Here is a 17,265-nt window from a genome sequence, read left to right as displayed (position 1 = left end):
CAAATCCTGTCCCCGCAACCAAACCTCATCAACCCAAAACCCTCGAATGGCCCAGCCTTCGAGGGTTTTTGCTTGGCTGGTCCACTTTGATTGTTTTCGGCAGGGACCAAAGTGCCACAACAGAACAAAAATTGACGAGGTCTGGAATCGTACGCAGCGATCGCACGGGGCAATGGCGCTTGTGGCATCGGCTCACGTCAATGCATCGTTCGCACCAGCCATAGACGAAGACAGAATTCCCGTTAGAGTGGAGCAGAACCGTATCAGAAGCGGTCAGTCCTTCACGAGGGGAGTACATGTTCATGACGATGACACGCCGCGACTTGGCCAAGATCGGCCTCGGATTAGGCGCCGCAGCGGCTCTCGGCCGCAACGCGTTCGCGCAAGGCCCCGCCTTCTTCCGGATCGGAACAGGCGGTACCGCCGGCACCTATTATCCGATCGGCGGACTGATCGCGAACGCCGTGTCGAACCCGCCGCAACTTGTGCTGACGGCCCAGGCGTCCAATGGCTCGGTGGCCAATGTGAACTCCATTGCGTCAGGCGCTCTCGAATCCGGCTTCAGCCAAGCTGATGTGGCTTATTGGGCCTATACGGGCACGGGCCTTTTCGAAGGAAAGGGCAAGATCGAGGATCTGCGGCTTCTCGCCAATCTCTATCCTGAGAGCATCCATCTTGTTGCTGCGAAGGCCGCCAACATCAAGTCTGTGGCCGATCTCAAGGGCAAGCGCGTTTCCCTCGACGAACCGGGATCCGGAACGCTGGTCGACTCCCGGATCATCCTCTCCGGCTGGGGATTGAAGGAGACGGACGTGAAGGCCGACTTCCTGAAGCCCAACCAGGCAGCGGAGCGTATGCGCGACGGTGGGCTCGATGCCTTCTTCTTCGTCGGCGGCTATCCCACAAGCGCCATCACGGAACTCGCCGCTACGGGCGGAGGTGTTGAGATCGTGCCTCTGTCGGGAGCCGAGGCTGACGCGATCCGCAAGCAATACAGTTTCTTTGCCGCCGACGAGATTCCGGCCGGCACCTATAAGGATGTCGGCGCGGTCAAGACGCTGGCCGTTGGTGCCCAGTGGATTACTTCGGCGAAGGTGCCGGAGGCAGTGGTCTATAATGTCGTGAAAGGCCTTTGGAGCGACAAGACACGTGGGGCGCTGGATGCCGGCCATGCCAAAGGCAAGCTGATCCGCAAGGAAAGCGCGCTCGCCGGTGCCGGCATCCCGGTCCACCCGGGTGCTGAGCGCTTCTACAAGGAGGCTGGTCTCCTTAAGAGCTGATCGCCGCGCAACCGACTGCACCGGCCTCCCGCGACAATCGCCGCGGGAGGCGCTTTTTCTTCGAGCTGAGACCACGCCATGACCGCCACCCCCGCCGATATGATCATCGAGAGCCGCAGCCTCGAGGAGAAATTCGATCCCGAGATGCGTTTCCGGCCATTGCCGGCAGGGACCGCATGGCTGGTGGCGGGAATTCTTCTCACCCTTTCGTTCTTCCATTACTACACGGCGGGCTTCGGGTTGTTGCGGGAAGCGACGCACCGCGGCATCCACATGGCCTTCGTGCTCGGCCTGATCTTCCTCGTCTTCTCGGCCTCCAAGAAGGATTATGAACGGGTTGCCCCGTCGAGTTGGTGGCGCCCGGGCAGCATCTCACTGGTCGATTGGGCTCTGGCCATCGCCGCGGCCGTCGCCAGCCTTTACGTTCCGTGGATCTTCAACGAGCTGGCTTTCCGGGTCGGCAATCCCTCAGCGACCGACGTGGTCATGGGCACGATCCTGATCGTCGTGCTGCTGGAGGCGACCCGGCGCTCGGTGGGCTGGCCGCTGCCGGTCATCTCGATTTTCGTGATGCTCTACGCCTATTTCGGGCCGTCCATGCCGGGCATTCTCCAGCATCCCGGCGCTTCCTGGTCCAACATCGTCAACCACCTCTATCTCACGAGCCAGGGCATCTATGGCATCGCCCTGGGCGTCGTTGCCACTTACGTCTTCCACTACGTGCTGTTCGGCGTGCTCGCGACGCGGGTTGGCCTCGGCAAGCTGTTCATCGATCTCGCCACCGTTGTGGCAGGCCGCTACGCGGGCGGGCCGGCGAAGGTCTCGATCTTCGGCTCTGCCCTGTTCGGGATGATCTCCGGTTCGTCTATTGCCAATACGGTGACGGTCGGGTCGCTCACGATCCCAGCCATGATCCGGGTCGGCTACCAGCGCCATTTCGCGGCCGCCGTCGAATCGGCGGCTTCGACCGGCGGGCAGATCACGCCGCCGATCATGGGCGCCGCCGCCTTCCTGATGGTCGAGTTCCTGAATTTATCCTACCAGACGATCATCCTGGCGGCGATCGTGCCGGCATGCATGCACTTCTTCGGCGTTTTCATGCAGGTCCATCTCGAGGCTAAGCGCGCCGGCCTGAAGGGACTGCCGGCGGAAGAGCTGCCAAAGGCAGCGAAAGTCATCCGGGAAGGATGGCAGACGATCATGCCGCTCGCAGTTCTGCTGATCGTGCTGTTCTCCGGCTTCACACCCTATCTGGCAGCCTTCTGGGGCATCACCGCCTGCCTCGTCGTCGGCGCCTCCAGGGTGCCCGCCATCACTCTCGGCTTCCTTGCCGCGGTCATTGCCGGCATCGCCACGGGCATGCTCACGCAGATCGTCTTCGTGGGGCCGGCGCTCGCCTTCGTTCTGGCGCTCCTCGTCTATACTTATCTCAAGAGCGAGGCCGGCAAGGCGGTTGTGTTCGACCTGATCGACGCGTTCGTGGTTGGGGCGAAATACGCCATCGGCGTCGGCGCGGCGGCAGCGACCGTCGGCATCATCGTGGGCATCGTTACGCTCACGGGCGTGGGTTTCAAGATTTCCTTCATCGTCACGTCTTTTGCAGCCCAACTGGCGCAAGCCTTCGTGGATCTCGTACCGGTCGGTCTTGCCAACTTGAACGCCATAACCTTGTTCTTCACCCTGCTGATGACGGCAATCGTCTGCATCCTGTTGGGCTGCGGCGTGCCGACCACGGCGAACTACATCATCATGGTGACGGTCGCGGCGCCGGCGCTCGGCCTGCTCGGTGTCCAGCCGCTCGTGGCGCATTTCTTCGTGTTCTATTACGGGGTGCTCGCCGACATCACGCCGCCCGTGGCGCTGGCGGCCTATGCGGGCGCCAGCATGGCAGGCGCCGACCCGTTCAAGACCGGCAACACGGCCTTCCGCCTCGGGCTCGGCAAGGTGCTGGTGCCGTTCGTCTTCGTCTATGGGCCGGCCATGCTCATCGTCACGCCCGAGTTCACGTGGGCCAGCTTCCTGTTCGTCACGGGCGGCGCCATCGTCGGCATCATGTTCCTGTCGGCGGCCTTTGCGGGCTATGGTCTCACCGCGATGCGGGCCTGGGAGCGTTGGCTCATCGGCTTGGCGGCCCTGCCGATCATCGCCCCCGATCCGGAAACAACCCTGATCGGCCTTGCCCTGGCGGCTCCGGTCGTCGTGTCCCAGGTTCTCAAGGCTCGAACCGCCATGGTGCCGAAGCCCGCCTGACGGCAAGGAGGATTGCTGCGGCCCTCGTCTTCCGAGAACCTGAACCATTCGGCGGCGCTCCCGTTGTTCTTGGCTTGGTTCAAAGATCGCAGGAGGGCCGCATGGTCGATTACCGGAAGCTGTTGGATGCATTCATCGGAACCATCGGGCGTCCCGATCAGCAGAATCCGGGCCAACCGGCTCAAGGAGGCGTGCGGCAGCAGGTCGAGCGGAGCGTAACCCAGGTCACCGGCCAGTCATCCGACCAGCTCCTGCAGAAGGCCAAGGATTTCGCCACGCAGCATCCGGGCCTGACGCAAACGGCTCTCGTCGGCTTGGCCGGGCTCCTGTTCAAAGGGCGCAAGAAGAGCAAGCTGACCGGTGGTCTCGTCAAGCTGGGCGGCCTCGCCGTGATCGGTGGCCTGGCCTACAAGGCCTATCAGAACCAGCTATCGGCCAAAGGCGGGGCAGGCGCGACGGCCATCCCGACGATAGACGAGCCCCAGGCAACTGCGGCCGGAAATCATGCATCGCAATCAGGGGACGGGGTTGCGCAATCGGCGCTCAGCGTGCCGGAAACTTCGCGCTTCCACCCGGTGTCCCAGACGGAGGATGACGCGCTTCTCTTCCTGCGCACCATGGTGGCGGCGGCGGCCGCCGATGGACAGATCGACGACACGGAGCGGTCGCGAATCACCAAGGGGCTGACCGAAGCAGGCATCGACCCGGATGCCACCCGCTGGCTCGATACCGAAATGGCTTCGCCCGCCGATGTGGAGGAGCTCGCCGCGAACGTGAACGATCCGGAAAAAGCCGCTCAGGTGTATTCGGCCGCCCGCATCGCCATCGATCCCGACACGATCCAGGAGCGCGAGTTCCTGAACCAGCTGGCCGAGGCACTCGATCTCGACCCGGCCGTCAGGGCCCAGATCGACGATACGGCAGGCACGATGACCTGAGAAGGCTTAGAGAGGCGAGGTTTTCCCCAAAGGCCGGATGCTCTGGTACTTCATGGTGGTCTGTGCCCCGCCTCTTTCCTCGTAGCGCTTGGCCAGAATGAAGCCGAGCTCGCGCGAGTAGAGATCCGTGTGCTCGGACGTGGCCTTGCCGGCCGCGTTCAGGAAGCGGTTCTTCACGATCAGGACATTATAAGAGCAAGTGCCGAGCTGCATCTGCTCTTGGCCTGTCACCGTCAGCTCGAGGGAAATCAGGTCTCCCACCTTGTCGGGTCGCGCCGGAGCATAAGTGAGGGCGCGGCGCGCTTTCAGTTCCAGCGGAAAGACCGTCCGCAGGTCGGACACAGGAATGTTGATGCTGCGAGCCGTATCGTCGAAGCGGCTGATGGGGAAGAAGCCCCGGTAGTAGATCACATCCTGCGTCTTCCCACCGGGATACGAGTTCACCACGTGAACGAAGTTGTCCGAGGAGGGCCGGACTTCGGCTTTCGTGCCTTGGCGTTCCAGCACAAAGCCGAGCTTCGCCGTCTGAGCGTTGGGACAGTCATCGGCATAGGCCGGAACAACAAGCTTTGCCGAGATGATCAGGAGAAGGGCAGGTCGAAGCATGGTTTTTTCACGCAGAGGTGGTGGGGCTCCAAACGCACGAAGCCGTTATATCATGCAATAGCATAACGAATTATCGTCTGCCGGGAAGGGAGCGGATCCTCGTGAGGAACCTTCACGGGCAGTTTTCTCGTCGAATGATGACGACTTTCGTCAAAGGCATGGTTGATCTCAGCCCCCGCTCCAGATCAAATACCTGCCAATCCGGTCACCGATGTCCAAAAAGGAAATGAAGAATGGCTGAGAGGCCTCACCGTCGCACTCCCGATCAGCTTCGCTCACGGCTCTGGTTCGACAACCCGGACAATCCGGGCATGACCGCCCTTTACCTTGAGCGCTACCTGAACTTCGGCCTCACGGGCAAGGAATTGCAGGGCAAGAAGCCGATCATCGGCATCGCGCAGACGGGATCCGACCTGTCGCCCTGCAACCGGCATCACTTGGATCTCGCCAAGCGCGTGCGCGACGGCATCACGGCCGCCGGCGGCGTCGCCTTCGAGTTCCCGTGCCATCCGATCCAGGAGACCGGTAAGCGCCCGACCGCCTGCCTCGACCGCAACCTCGCCTATCTCTCCCTCGTCGAGGTTCTCTACGGTTATCCGCTCGACGGCGTCGTGCTGCTCACCGGCTGCGACAAGACCATGCCGGCCTGCTTGATGGCGGCCGCTACCGTGAATATCCCGGCGATCTCGCTCAATGTCGGCCCGATGCTGAACGGCTGGCACCAGGGCGAGCGCACGGGCTCCGGTACCATCGTGTGGAAGGCGCGCGAGCGTCATGCCGCGGGTGACATCGACTACCAGCAGTTCATCGACATCGTCGGCTCGTCGGCCCCATCCGTCGGTCACTGCAACACTATGGGCACGGCCTCGACGATGAATGCACTGGCCGAGGCGCTCGGCATGTCCCTGCCGGGTTCGGCGGCCGTGCCGGCGCCTTACCGTGAACGCGGTCAGATGGCCTATGAGACGGGCAAGCGCATCGTCGACATGGTGTGGGAGGACCTGAAGCCCTCCGACATCATGACCCGCGAGGCGTTCGAGAACGCCATCGTGGCCAATGCGGCGATCGGCGGCTCCACCAATGCGCCGGTCCACATCAACGCGATCGCCAAGCATATCGGCGTGCCGCTCGACAACAGCGACTGGGAGCGCATCGGTTTCGAAATCCCGCTGCTCGTCAACGTGCAGCCCGCGGGCGAATATCTCGGCGAAGAGTATTACCGCGCCGGTGGCCTGCCGGCTGTGATGGCCGAGCTGATCGGTGCCGGAAAGATCCACGAGGACGCGATCACCTGCACCGGCACCACCATCGGCGAGAACTGCCGCGGCAAGCACACCTGGGATCACGACGTGATCCGCTCCTACGACAATCCGTTGAAGGAGAAGGCGGGCTTCCTCAATCTCAAGGGTACGCTCTTCGATTCCGCCATTATGAAGACGAGCGTGATCAGCCCTGAGTTCCAGGAGCGCTACCTCAACAATCCGAAGGATCCGAACGCCTTCGAGGGCCGCGTCGTGGTCTTCGACGGGCCGGAGGATTACCACCACCGCATCGACGATCCGTCGCTCAACATCGACGAGCACACGATCCTGATCATGCGCGGTGCGGGTCCCATCGGATATCCCGGAGCAGCCGAAGTGGTGAACATGCAGCCACCGGGCGCACTGATCAAACGCGGCGTTCTCTCGCTGCCATGCATCGGCGACGGCCGTCAGTCCGGCACGTCCGGCACGCCGTCGATCCTCAATGCATCGCCGGAGGCTGCCGCCGGCGGCGGATTGGCGCTGCTGCAATCGGGTGATCGCGTTCGTATCGACCTCAACAAGCGCACGGCCGACATTCTCCTGTCGCCTGAAGAACTGGAGAAGCGCCGCTCCGATCTCGAATCCAGAGGCGGCTATGCCTATCCGGCGAGCCAGACCCCCTGGCAGGAGATCCAGCGCTCCATGGTCGACCAGCTCTCGGAGGGCATGACCCTGAAGCCTGCCGTGAAGTACCAGAAGGTCGCGCAGACCTTCGGCGTGCCGCGCGACAATCACTAGCTAGCAACGAGGGCAGTCATGAACAGGCTTCAAGGAAAGACCGCCCTCGTCACGGCGGCGGGGCAGGGGATTGGACGCGCCATTGCGGAGGCTTTCCTCCGCGAGGGTGCGACGGTCTGGGCGACGGACCTGGATGTGGCGAAGCTGGAGGGGTTGGAGGGTGCGCAGAAGCGCAGGCTCGACGTGCTCTCGAACGAGGGTGTCGAACAACTCGTCAGGGAGGCCGGATTCTTTGACATCCTCATCAATGCGGCGGGCTTCGTGCATCACGGCACGATCCTCGAATGCTCCGACAAGGACTGGGACTTCTCGTTCGATCTGAACGTGCGGTCCATGCACCGCACGATCAAGGCGGTGCTGCCGGGCATGCTGGAGAAGGGTCGCGGCTCGATCGTCAACATCGCGTCCGGGGCTTCCTCCGTGCGCGGCATTCCCAACCGCTATGTCTACGGCACGACCAAGGCGGCGGTGATCGGCCTCACCAAGGCGGTCGCGGCCGACTTCATCAAGCGCGGCGTCCGGGCGAATGCGATCTGCCCCGGCACGATACAGTCGCCGTCGCTCGACGAGCGGATCGCCGCCCAAGCCGAGAGTTCCGGCCAGAGCTTGGACGCGGTGCGACAGGCCTTCGTCGACCGGCAGCCCATGGGCCGACTCGGCACGGCGGAAGAGGTGGCGGCGCTTGCCGTCTATCTCGCGTCGGATGAGGCGAGCTACACGACCGGGCATATTCATTTGGTCGATGGTGGGTTCGCGCTGTAGATTCGCTCTTCACAAGCTGACACGAGTGTCATCCCCGGCGGCCGCAGGCCGGGAAGGGGATCCATGGCGCAGCGCGTGCGAGTGGATTCCCTTCCCCTCCGCTGACGCTCCGGCCGGGGATGACACCCACCAAGTCATGGCCGGGCCTGTCCCGGCCATCCCGAAAAGAAAAGCGCGACGTCTCAATGAATCGAGATCACCGGCACAAGGCCGGTGATGACGTGAGAATGGCTTAAACCTATCGCCCCTTATAAGGCGTCTCCGGCACCGGCGTCAGCGGTCCCTTGCCCTCGACCCACGAGACGATGTTGTCGGCCACGAGCTTGCCCATGGCGTTGCGGGTATGGACCGATGCCGACGCGATGTGGGGCAGGAGAACCACGTGTTCCATGTCGATCAGTTCCTGCGGCACGCGCGGCTCGTCCTCATAGACGTCGAGGCCTGCACTGAGAATCGTCCCGGACCTGAGAGCCTCGATCAGCGCCTGCTCGTCCACGACAGTGCCGCGCGCCACGTTGATCAGCACGCCGTTGGGGCCCAATGCCTTCAGCACATCCGCATTGATCAGATGGCGCGTCGCGGCGCCGCCCGGCGTGATGACGATCAGCACGTCGCAGGCCTCCGCAAGCCCCACAACGGTTGGGTAATAGGCGTAGGCAACATCATCCTGCTGGCTGCGCCCATGATAGGCGATGCTCACATCGAAGCCCGCGAGACGCCGTGCAATCGCCTTGCCGATGCGCCCGAGGCCGACGATGCCGACCTTCCGCTCGCGTAAGGTCGTCGAGAGCGGGAAGGGCGCTTTCAGCCATTGTCCCTCGCGCAGGTAGCGGTCGGCCTGCGGGATCTTGCGCAGGGTCGCCAGCAGAAGGCCGAGGGTGAGGTCGGCCACCTCGTCGTCGAGCACGCCGGGCGTGTTGGTGACGACGATGCCGCGCCGGGCTGCTTCCGCTGCATCCACGTTGTCGTAGCCCACACCGAAGCTGGAGATGATCTCAACGTTCGGCAGCCGGTCGAGGAGCGAGGCCTCAAGGCGGCCGTAGAGGGTGCTCGTGGCAACGCCGCGGATGCGCGGCCCAACCTCCTTCAGAAACGCCTCCTGATCCGTCTGCTCCCACAGGCGATGCAGCGTGCAGGCCTTCTCCAGCGTGTCGATGACGATCGGCATCATCGGCGCGGTCATCAGGATGTCGGTGCGGCTCATGGGGTTTCCTGTTGTCGTCTGTGATCAGGGAATGGCGCAGCGTGCGGCGGCGCCCCGGCGCAGGGTCTCGTCGATGGTCTTGGCCTGCTGCTGGAGCGCGGTCTTCACATCCTGGGGCAGGTCGAGCCAATGGCAACCGCGCAAGGCCGCCTCCAAGGCATAAAGAGCATTGAGGTTGACCTGGCGCGGCACCATGAATCTGAGGCGGCGATAGGCTTCGACAGCGCCGATGGAGCGAAGCTCGCTCTCCGTACGGATGCCAACCTCCTTCAGCCAGCCCTGAGTGACAGGGCCGATTCCCGGCAGGGCGTCGACGGGGGCATCGCTCATGAGGACCTCTCCGGTTGGGTGTGTTTCGCCCGCTCGCGGGACAGCAAGTAGAGCCCCGATGCGATCACGATGCCAGCCCCGACGAAGGTCCAAGAATCGGGCCAGTCGCCGAAGAGGATGTAGCCCAACGCGAGCATCCAGATGATCTGGCTGTAGATGAAGGGAGCCAGGATCGCCGCCGGAGCCCGAGCGTGGGCAAGGACGAGCAGCCAGTGCCCGAAGGCGCCGTAGAAACCCGTGGTGATGAGCAGAAGCCAAGTCAGGGGGGAGGAGGGGGTGGTCCAGACCCAAGGCAGGATCGGCGTGACGAGCACGATGCCGGCGAGGCTCGAATAGAGGGTCGTGGTCGCAATCGAATCGCCCGAGGCGAGCATCCGGGTCACGATGTTGTAGAAGGCATAGGCCACGGAGCCCGCCAGCGACAGCAGAGCCGCGGGATGCATGGTGCCGAGGCCCGGCCGCGTGATGACCAATATGCCGATGAACCCGACCGCGATGGCGGCGAGGCGATGCCAGCCGATTCGTTCCCCCAGGATGGGATTGGCCAGCAGCGCCACCAGCAGGGGCGTTGCGAAGATGATGGACTGGGTCTCGACCAACTGCAGATATTTCAGTGCAAAGAAATTGCAGAGGGTCGAGGCGAGGAGCAGGAAGGAGCGCAGGCACTGAAGGGGCAGCCGGCGGGTCCTGAGCGCGCCCGGGTGGGTGCGCGGATTGATGACCAGGAACGTGAGCAGGGCCGCCGACATGTAGCGGGCCCAGACCGTCACCATGGGATCGACGGATTGGTTCACCCATTTGGCCGTGGCATCGAGACAGGAGAAGCAGAACAAAGCCGCGCACATGAGGGCGATGCCGATCATGCGGTTGCGGCGCTGCGAGACTGGCGTGGAAAGGGACGTGGAAACGGTATCGGCCATCGGCCAATGCTAGCCGCAGCGTTCTCCCGACGCGAATACCCGCAGCGCACGCCCCTCGTGCGCCGCAGACAGGGGTACGTCTACTGTCAGGCCGTCGCGGCGAGTTCCGGCTCGCTGGCTTCCAGCCCATCGACCTCTTCGTCGGCCTCGAAGCCGGATTGATCGGCTCCCGTGAGGCCGGCGAGGTTCTTGGCGGCTTTGCGAAGGAGCTTGCGCAGGCGTTTGCGGTCCTTGTTGTCGAAGCCCTGGAGCAGCTCGCCCTCGACCTCCTCCCAGAGGGCATCGATGGCGGCGGCCTTGCGCTTGCCTTCCTTGGTGAGCTTCACGCGCACGACCCGGGCATCGCCGGGCTCCGTGTGGCGCTCCACGAGCTTGAGGGCGGACAGGCGCGACACGGTCTTGGAGGCGGTCGGCGGGCGCACCCGCAGGATTGTCGCCAATTCGCCCATGGTCATGGGGCCGGACGTGCCCAGGGCCTGGAGCACCTGCTCCTGGCCAGCGAAGAGGCCGAGTTCGGAGAGCTTGTCGCCCGTGCGGCTGCGATGCAGGCGGGAGGCTTGAACCAGAGCCCATCCGACGCTTTTGATGCTCGGATGCTTGTTGTCGGTATCCATGGTCCCTCGCTGCTCAAAGCGTTGCCTTGAGTACCATGAGCCTGACTCATGACGGTACGATGACAAGCCGGCACAATATTAACAGGCTAAGGAACGGCGCCCTCATCTCTCCTGCGTGAGAGCGCTTTCATGCCAATGCCGGAGCAGCCAATGGCTGATGCCGGCCAGCAGGAGATAGAGGGCGATGCCGGTCAGGGCCAGGAGCACAAGGGCCGCGAAGAGGCGCGGGATGTTGAGGCGGTACTGACTCTCGATGATCCGATAGGCCAATCCCGAGCCTGCGCCGGCCGATCCGGCCGCCATCTCGGCCACCACGGCGCCGATGAGCGAGAGCCCGCCGGCGATCCGCAACCCTGCCAGGAAGGCCGGCAGGGCGGCCGGACGGCGCAGGTACCACAGGGCCTTGAGCCGGGCCCGGAGACGCGCAAGAGGCTTGCGGGATGCGGGGGCGCCGTAGAGCGCGAACAGCTCCATCAGGTTTCGGTCGACCGATTGGAGGCCGAGCATCGTGTTCGACAGAACCGGAAAGAACGCTACCAGCCAAGCGCAGGTCAGAACCGCCACATCCTGCGGCATGTAGATCAAGAGCAGGGGTGCGATGGCGATGACCGGCGTGACCTGCAGCACGACTGCGAACGGATAGAGCGAATATTCCACGATCCGCGACAGGCTTAAAGTAACGGCCAGAATGACGCCGCCGAGCACGGCTAGGACAAGACCGAGGAGTGTCGTCTTCAGAGTCGTCAGGAGTGATGCCTGCAGGAGCGGCCAGTCGGCCACCATGGTCGTGCCGATCAGGCTCGGAGCCGGCAGGATGTAGGGCGGGATGGTTTGCAGGCGCACGATGGTTTCCCAGGATCCGATCACCGCCGCGATGACCAGAAGCGGCAGGACAAGCTTCAAGGGATTGGAGGATGCTGGCGTCATGTGCGCTCCTCCGCATTCTGCTCCAGCAGGATCTGCGAGATCTCTCCGCACAGGGCCGCATAGCGGGAGCTGGTGCGGAAATCTTTCGCGCGTGGCCCAGGCGCTTCGCCGGCAACCTCCGCGATGATGCGGCCGGGGCGCGGGGACATGATGGCGATGCGGCTCGACAGATAGGCGCTCTCATAGACGGAGTGCGTCACGAACACGATCGTGCAATGCAGATCATTCTGCAGCTTGAGGAGATCGTCGTTCAGTTTGAAACGCGTGATCTCGTCGAGTGCCGCAAAAGGTTCGTCCATGAGCAGCAGGCGCGGCTTCAGGGAGAGCGCCCGCGCAATCGACACGCGCATCTTCATGCCGCCCGACAGCTCGCGCGGATAGGCTTTCGCGAAATCCTGCAAGCCGACCAATGAGAGGCTCCCGAGGATGCGCTCCTGCGCGTCCCGCCGCGACAGCCCGCGCAGGCGCAGCGGCAGCCAGACATTATCCGCCACATTGGCCCAGGGCATCAGCGTCGGCTCCTGAAACACGAAGCCGATCTCGCTGCGGTGGTCCTCATGGGGTGAGCCTGGCCACGTCACCTGTCCTGCGGTCGGCTCGGCCAGTCCAGCGATGAGGCGCAGCACCGTGGATTTTCCGCAGCCGGAGGGGCCGAGGAGCGATACGAACTCGCCCGCACGAACATCGAGATTGAAGCCGGACAGCGCCGTAACGCCGTTCGTGAAGACCTTGCTGACGCCATGCAGGGAAACGAGCGTGGGTGCGGGCGCGTTCATGGGATGCGGCAGCGCCGGATGTGCCGACTCTGCATTCCTTCACTTTCTCAAGTTCAAGCCCACGCCCTTGTTCACGAACTGGAGCGTATAGGCTTTGCGGTAGTCGAGATCCGGCTTGAAGAGGCCGGCCTTCACCATCTTGTCGAAGAAGTCCTTCATGCGCGCATCCGTCATGGCGCCGATGCCGAGCGTCTGCGCATCGCCTGAATCGACGATGCCGTATTCCTTTATCTTGGCATGGGAATAGGCCAGCAGCTCGTCGCTCATCTCCGGGTTGTCGCGCTTGATGAGGTCCTTGGCCTTGGCGTTGTCGCCATAGAGATAGTTGTACCAGCCGATGGTCGAGGCATCGACGAAGCGCTGCACGAGATCGGGGTTTTTCTCCACCACCTCGCGGCGCGTTTCGACCGTGGTGGAATAGGTGCTGAAGCCGTAGTCCGCGAGCAGGAACACATTGGGCCTGAAGCCCGCAGCCTTCTCGATAGTGAGCGGTTCGGAAGTGACGTAGCCCTGCTGCACAGCGCGCTTGTTGGTGATGAAGGGGGCAGGATTGAAGCCGAAAGGTTTCACCTGCTCGTCGCGGAAACCGTGCTCGGCCTTCATCCACTGGAAGAAGGTGGCAACCGCATCCTTGGAGAGCAGGATGTCGCTGGATGCCTTCAGATCCGCGAAGGTATCGAGCCCCTGGCCAGGATGGCTCATGAGAATCTGCGGCTCCTTCTGGAAGTGGGCCGCCACCACGACGGTCGGGATGTCCTTCTCCACCGCCGAGAAGGCCTGGATCATGCTGCCGCCCATGTAGAAGTCGAGCTTGCCGACGGTCATGAGCATGCGGTTGCTGGCGCGCGGGCCGCCCGGCACGATGGTGACCTTCAGGCCGTATTTCTCATAGGTGCCGTCAGCGAGCGCCTGATAGTAGCCGCCGTGCTCGCCTTGCGCGAGCCAGTTGGTGCCGAAGGTTACCTCTGTCAGCGCCTGCGCCAGGGCGTTCCCGCCCAAGCAGGCCGCAAGCGCTCCCATGATCCAGGCGTCCAGCTTCATCGGCACTCACCTTCCGCTACGCAGGGCCAATGGCCTGCCGTACGAGGCACAGCTTCTGCGCGGTTCGGTGGAGCTTGGCAAGGGTGGTTGTCATCCCCGGCGGCCGCAGGCCGGGAAGGGGATCCACTCACGCGCGCGGCGCTATGGATTCCCTTCCCCTCCGACGGCTCCGCCATCTCCGGCCGGGAATGACACTAATGGATCACTCCACGAACCAGGGATAAGTCCAGGTCTCCGTCAGGGCCCGGTTGCCGGCGCGCAGGAAGGCGCGCAGATCCGTGGACTGGCCCGGCTCCAGCCGCACGTCGATGGCGGCTCGGAACCCCTCGATATGGGGATTGGGCATGAGGAAGGTGTTGGTGATCTGGCCCGTGGAGGTGGACGGAACCAGCTGCACCTGATCCGGAGCGCTGAGGTAGTAGGGCAGGTTGCCTCCTGCGAAATCGACGATGAAGCGGCGATGCCGGGGATCGCTCGGTGAATTCGAGCCGCTGGCGCGGGGTGGGATCTGGAAGGTGTTCACCGCCTTGCCGCCCGGATGCATGGCGCCGATCGCGGCTGCGGCCCGCAGACGATAAGAGATGACAACCTCCTGCCCCGGTTCGTAAGGCCGGTTCGGCTGCCAATAAGCGACGATGTTGTCCTGGGTCTCGTCCGCTGTCGGAATCTCGACCAGCTCGACCCAGCCCTCGCCCCATTGGCCTATGGGCTCGACCCAGTAGCCGGGCCGCTGGTGGTAATGCGCCTCGAGGTCCTGGTAGTGCTCGAACACCCGGTCGCGCTGCATCAGGCCGAAACCGCGCGGATTGTTGTCGCTGAAGGACGAGATCGTCTTCTTGTTAGGGTTGCGGATGGGGCGCCAGATCCACTCGCCGGCGCCCGACTGCATGAGCAGGCCGTCCGAATCGTGCAGCTCCAGCCGGAAGTCGTCGGTGGGCTTCCGGTCGTTCTCGCCTTCGAAATACATGGAGGTGAGCGGCGCGAGGCCTATGTTGTTCAGGGCCTGGCGCGGGAACAGCGTGGCTGTGACATCGATGGTGGTTTCCTTCGACGGGTAAATATCGAACCGGTAGGCGCCGGCGACGGACGGGCTGTCGAGCAGGGCAAAGATCACCGCGCGGTCGTCGTTGGGCTTCGGCATCTCGATCCAGAACTCGCGGAAATGCGGGAACTCTTCCGCCTCGCCGCTTTCCACGTTGATCGCAAGCCCCCGGGCCGAGAGGCCGTATTTCTGGCCGGCTCCGAGGAAGCGGAAATAGCTCGCGCCCAGGAAGGCGATGAGCTCGTCCATCACCTTCGGGTCGTTCAAGGGATAATGGAGCCGGAAGCCGGCAAAGCCGAGATTGATCGGGAGGGGCCGCTCGATCTTGTTGCGGCCGTAGTCGAACAGCTCCCGCTGGTAGGGCACCGGAGTCGGCACGCCGTCGCGGATGATGTTCACCGTCACCGGACGCGGATAGAGGAAGCCGCGATGGAAGAGCTGCATCCGGAACGGTCCATTGCCTGAAGCGAGCAGGGCCCTGTCCGGCCGGAAGCGAATGTCGCGGTAATCGTCGAAGCTGAGCTGGTTCAGCGGCTCCGGCAGCTGGGAAGGCGGAGCCTCGAAGGGAACCGTCGACAACTCGCGGGCCCGGCGCACCACATCCTCGTAGCGGAATGGATTGGGCTGCGGCACCCCGTTCTGCTGCGCTGAAGCCTGGCTTGAAGCGGACAGCGCGGTGGCTGCGAGCAGGCTTTGCAGGAGGGTGCGGCGGGACAGGTTCATCATGGCGCTGAAGCGGTTCTCGACTTAAAGGAAATGGCCGGGCTCTGGAGCCTGGAATATGGGGCCCGAGCCCCCATCCGTGTAGCTCGCCCGCTTAATGGAAGCTGAATGGTGATGCAGGCAAGACACAGGTCCCGGCAGGGTTAAAAAAATCCTCGGGAAGGGTGCAAAAACTCTTGTGGTCCGGGGCGAATATGCTTATCTCCCGCTTGCCCAATTTCGCACGTGCCTGTGGTCGTGTGTCGGTTGGTGGGCATCCGGACAAGAGGCCGGACAGCCGCCCGAGAGCGCTCTAGCTCTCGATACCCCTAACCGGCAGCCGGAGGCGAAAACCGGCGCACCTCGTTCTCAACGGGGGACGCGACTTAAAGCAACGACGAACGGGCTTTTTTGGTCTCGTTGGCCCTCCAAAGGTCAACACCGAAGAGGCTTGTTTATCATTGCCAGGCGTGCGGATGGAGTATCCCCATCCAATCCAAGGCAGCATCTCCGGGTGAAGAGCCCATCGCGCTCCTCGTGTCTCCATCGCACGAAGCGGGATGTCATCTTCCCTCGCTGACGCCGGACGGCAGGAATTCCTGATCGTCTGAATTTCAATCCGGAGGCTCCACAAGACCTCCATTGAACCTTTGGTGGGGAGAGCGCCATGACTCAGCGCATCCGTGAATTTCTACGCAACCGACGTGAGGACGGCCCGTGCGTGGTCGTCGACCTGGACGTCGTGCGCGACAACTACTCGAAGTTTGCCCGTGCGCTCCCCGACACGCGTGTGTTCTACGCCGTGAAGGCGAATCCGGAACCGCAGGTGCTCAAGCTTCTGGCCGAGCTCGGCTCGTGCTTCGACACGGCGTCCGTGGTCGAAATTCAGCTCGCGCTGGATGCCGGCGCCACGCCTGACCGCATCTCCTTCGGCAATACGATCAAGAAGGAGCGCGATATCGTGCGCGCCCTTGAGCTTGGCGTGCGCCTCTATGCGGTTGACTGCGAGGTCGAGGTCGAGAAGATCGCCCGCGCGGCTGAGACAGTTGGCATCGAGGCTTCCGACGTGAAGGTGTTCTGCCGCATCCTGTGCGACGGCGCCGGCGCGGAGTGGCCGCTCTCCCGCAAGTTCGGCTGCGTGCCCGAGATGGCCGTGGACGTGCTGGAGCATGCCTATCGTCAGGGCCTGGAGGCTTACGGCGTGTCGTTCCACGTAGGCTCGCAGCAGCGCAACACGGAGGCCTGGGATCAGGCTCTGGGTTCGGCGTCCGCGATCTTCCGTGAATGTGCGCATCGCGGCATCCACCTGTCGATGGTCAATCTCGGCGGCGGCTTTCCGACGAAGTACCTGAAGACGGTCCCGATGGTCGAAGCCTATGGCGAGTCGATCTTCCGGGCGCTGTCGAAGCACTTCGGCAACCGCATCCCGGAGACGATCATCGAGCCGGGCCGTGGCATGGTCGGCAATGCTGGCATCATCGAGGCCGAGGTCGTTCTCGTGTCGAAGAAGAGCCAGGACGAGGATGAGGTGCGCTGGGTCTATCTCGACATCGGCAAGTTCGGCGGTCTCGCCGAGACGATGGACGAGTCGATCCGCTACCCAATCCGCACGGAGCATGATCACGACCGCAAGGTGCCGTGCGTGCTTGCCGGTCCGACCTGCGACTCGGCCGACGTTCTCTACGAGAAGGAGCCTTATCCGCTCCCCATCTCGCTGGAGATCGGCGACAAGGTGCTGATCGAAGGCACGGGCGCCTACACGACCACCTACTCGGCGGTCGCATTCAACGGCTTCCCGCCGCTGAAGTCCTACGTGATCTAACTCACGTCC

At 63.4% G+C, this 17,265-nt stretch carries 15 protein-coding genes; 6 read left to right on the top strand and 9 right to left on the bottom strand.

The annotated features are described in order from the left end of the window. Positions 1 to 302: 302 nt before the first annotated feature. The 3 genes from I2H36_RS16960 (at position 303) to I2H36_RS16950 (ending at position 4,468) form a co-directional block, all read left to right on the top strand. Positions 303 to 1,280, top strand: coding sequence for a TAXI family TRAP transporter solute-binding subunit (locus I2H36_RS16960; RefSeq protein WP_196265077.1), 978 nt, complete (start codon positions 303 to 305; stop codon positions 1,278 to 1,280). A 78-nt stretch (positions 1,281 to 1,358) separates the two neighbouring features. Beyond that, positions 1,359 to 3,530, top strand: a complete 2,172-nt coding sequence (locus I2H36_RS16955) for a TRAP transporter permease (RefSeq protein WP_196265076.1) — start codon at positions 1,359 to 1,361, stop codon at positions 3,528 to 3,530. 101 nt (positions 3,531 to 3,631) lie between these two features. Then, positions 3,632 to 4,468 carry a tellurite resistance TerB family protein gene (locus tag I2H36_RS16950; protein WP_196265075.1) on the top strand — a complete coding sequence of 279 codons (837 nt, stop codon included), beginning with the start codon at positions 3,632 to 3,634 and terminating at the stop codon, positions 4,466 to 4,468. 6 nt (positions 4,469 to 4,474) lie between these two features. Here the strand turns inward: I2H36_RS16950 and I2H36_RS16945 are convergent, their stop codons facing one another. Beyond that, positions 4,475 to 5,074, bottom strand: coding sequence for a hypothetical protein (locus tag I2H36_RS16945; RefSeq protein ID WP_196265074.1), 600 nt, complete (start codon positions 5,072 to 5,074; stop codon positions 4,475 to 4,477). A gap of 233 nt (positions 5,075 to 5,307) precedes the next feature. On the opposite strand from I2H36_RS16945, the gene I2H36_RS16940 reads away from it, so the two are divergent. Beyond that, on the top strand, positions 5,308 to 7,116 hold the full coding sequence (locus I2H36_RS16940; RefSeq protein WP_196265073.1) for an IlvD/Edd family dehydratase: 1,809 nt from the start codon (positions 5,308 to 5,310) through the stop codon (positions 7,114 to 7,116). Between the two features lie 18 nt (positions 7,117 to 7,134). After that, positions 7,135 to 7,878 carry an SDR family oxidoreductase gene (locus I2H36_RS16935; RefSeq protein ID WP_196265072.1) on the top strand — a complete coding sequence of 248 codons (744 nt, stop codon included), beginning with the start codon at positions 7,135 to 7,137 and terminating at the stop codon, positions 7,876 to 7,878. 238 nt (positions 7,879 to 8,116) lie between these two features. Here I2H36_RS16935 and I2H36_RS16930 read toward each other — a convergent pair whose 3' ends face one another. The 8 genes from I2H36_RS16930 to I2H36_RS16895 all read right to left on the bottom strand — a co-directional run bounded on the left by I2H36_RS16930 (position 8,117) and on the right by I2H36_RS16895 (position 15,458). Beyond that, complete coding sequence (locus I2H36_RS16930; protein ID WP_196265071.1) at positions 8,117 to 9,082, bottom strand: 2-hydroxyacid dehydrogenase; 966 nt, start codon at positions 9,080 to 9,082, stop codon at positions 8,117 to 8,119. Between the two features lie 24 nt (positions 9,083 to 9,106). Further along, positions 9,107 to 9,412 carry a TfoX/Sxy family protein gene (locus tag I2H36_RS16925; protein WP_196265070.1) on the bottom strand — a complete coding sequence of 102 codons (306 nt, stop codon included), beginning with the start codon at positions 9,410 to 9,412 and terminating at the stop codon, positions 9,107 to 9,109. Further along, positions 9,409 to 10,332 (bottom strand): DMT family transporter, encoded by a 924-nt coding sequence (locus I2H36_RS16920; protein ID WP_196265069.1) that lies wholly within the window; start codon positions 10,330 to 10,332, stop codon positions 9,409 to 9,411. The genes I2H36_RS16925 and I2H36_RS16920 overlap by 4 nt, the downstream gene beginning before the upstream one ends. Before the next feature lie 86 nt (positions 10,333 to 10,418). Continuing rightward, positions 10,419 to 10,946, bottom strand: coding sequence for a MarR family winged helix-turn-helix transcriptional regulator (locus tag I2H36_RS16915; protein ID WP_196265068.1), 528 nt, complete (start codon positions 10,944 to 10,946; stop codon positions 10,419 to 10,421). 102 nt (positions 10,947 to 11,048) lie between these two features. Continuing rightward, on the bottom strand, positions 11,049 to 11,873 hold the full coding sequence (locus I2H36_RS16910) for an ABC transporter permease (RefSeq protein ID WP_196265067.1): 825 nt from the start codon (positions 11,871 to 11,873) through the stop codon (positions 11,049 to 11,051). Next, entirely contained in the window at positions 11,870 to 12,649 is a 780-nt protein-coding gene (locus I2H36_RS16905; protein WP_196265066.1) for an ABC transporter ATP-binding protein, read from the bottom strand. Before I2H36_RS16905 ends, I2H36_RS16910 begins: the two co-directional genes overlap by 4 nt. 39 nt (positions 12,650 to 12,688) lie before the next feature. After that, positions 12,689 to 13,690 carry an ABC transporter substrate-binding protein gene (locus I2H36_RS16900; RefSeq protein WP_196265065.1) on the bottom strand — a complete coding sequence of 334 codons (1,002 nt, stop codon included), beginning with the start codon at positions 13,688 to 13,690 and terminating at the stop codon, positions 12,689 to 12,691. A gap of 202 nt (positions 13,691 to 13,892) precedes the next feature. Then, positions 13,893 to 15,458: an OpgD/OpgG family glucan biosynthesis protein gene (locus I2H36_RS16895; RefSeq protein ID WP_196265064.1), complete on the bottom strand. Its 1,566-nt coding sequence runs from the start codon at positions 15,456 to 15,458 to the stop codon at positions 13,893 to 13,895. A 643-nt stretch (positions 15,459 to 16,101) separates the two neighbouring features. Here I2H36_RS16895 and I2H36_RS16890 point away from each other — a divergent pair. Beyond that, positions 16,102 to 17,256 carry a type III PLP-dependent enzyme gene (locus I2H36_RS16890; protein WP_196265063.1) on the top strand — a complete coding sequence of 385 codons (1,155 nt, stop codon included), beginning with the start codon at positions 16,102 to 16,104 and terminating at the stop codon, positions 17,254 to 17,256. Positions 17,257 to 17,265 lie beyond the last annotated feature (9 nt).

Origin of the sequence: Microvirga terrestris (assembly GCF_015694425.1) — a bacterium.
GTDB lineage: Bacteria > Pseudomonadota > Alphaproteobacteria > Rhizobiales > Beijerinckiaceae > Microvirga > Microvirga terrestris.
This window is presented reverse-complemented; position numbering and strand designations above follow the sequence as displayed.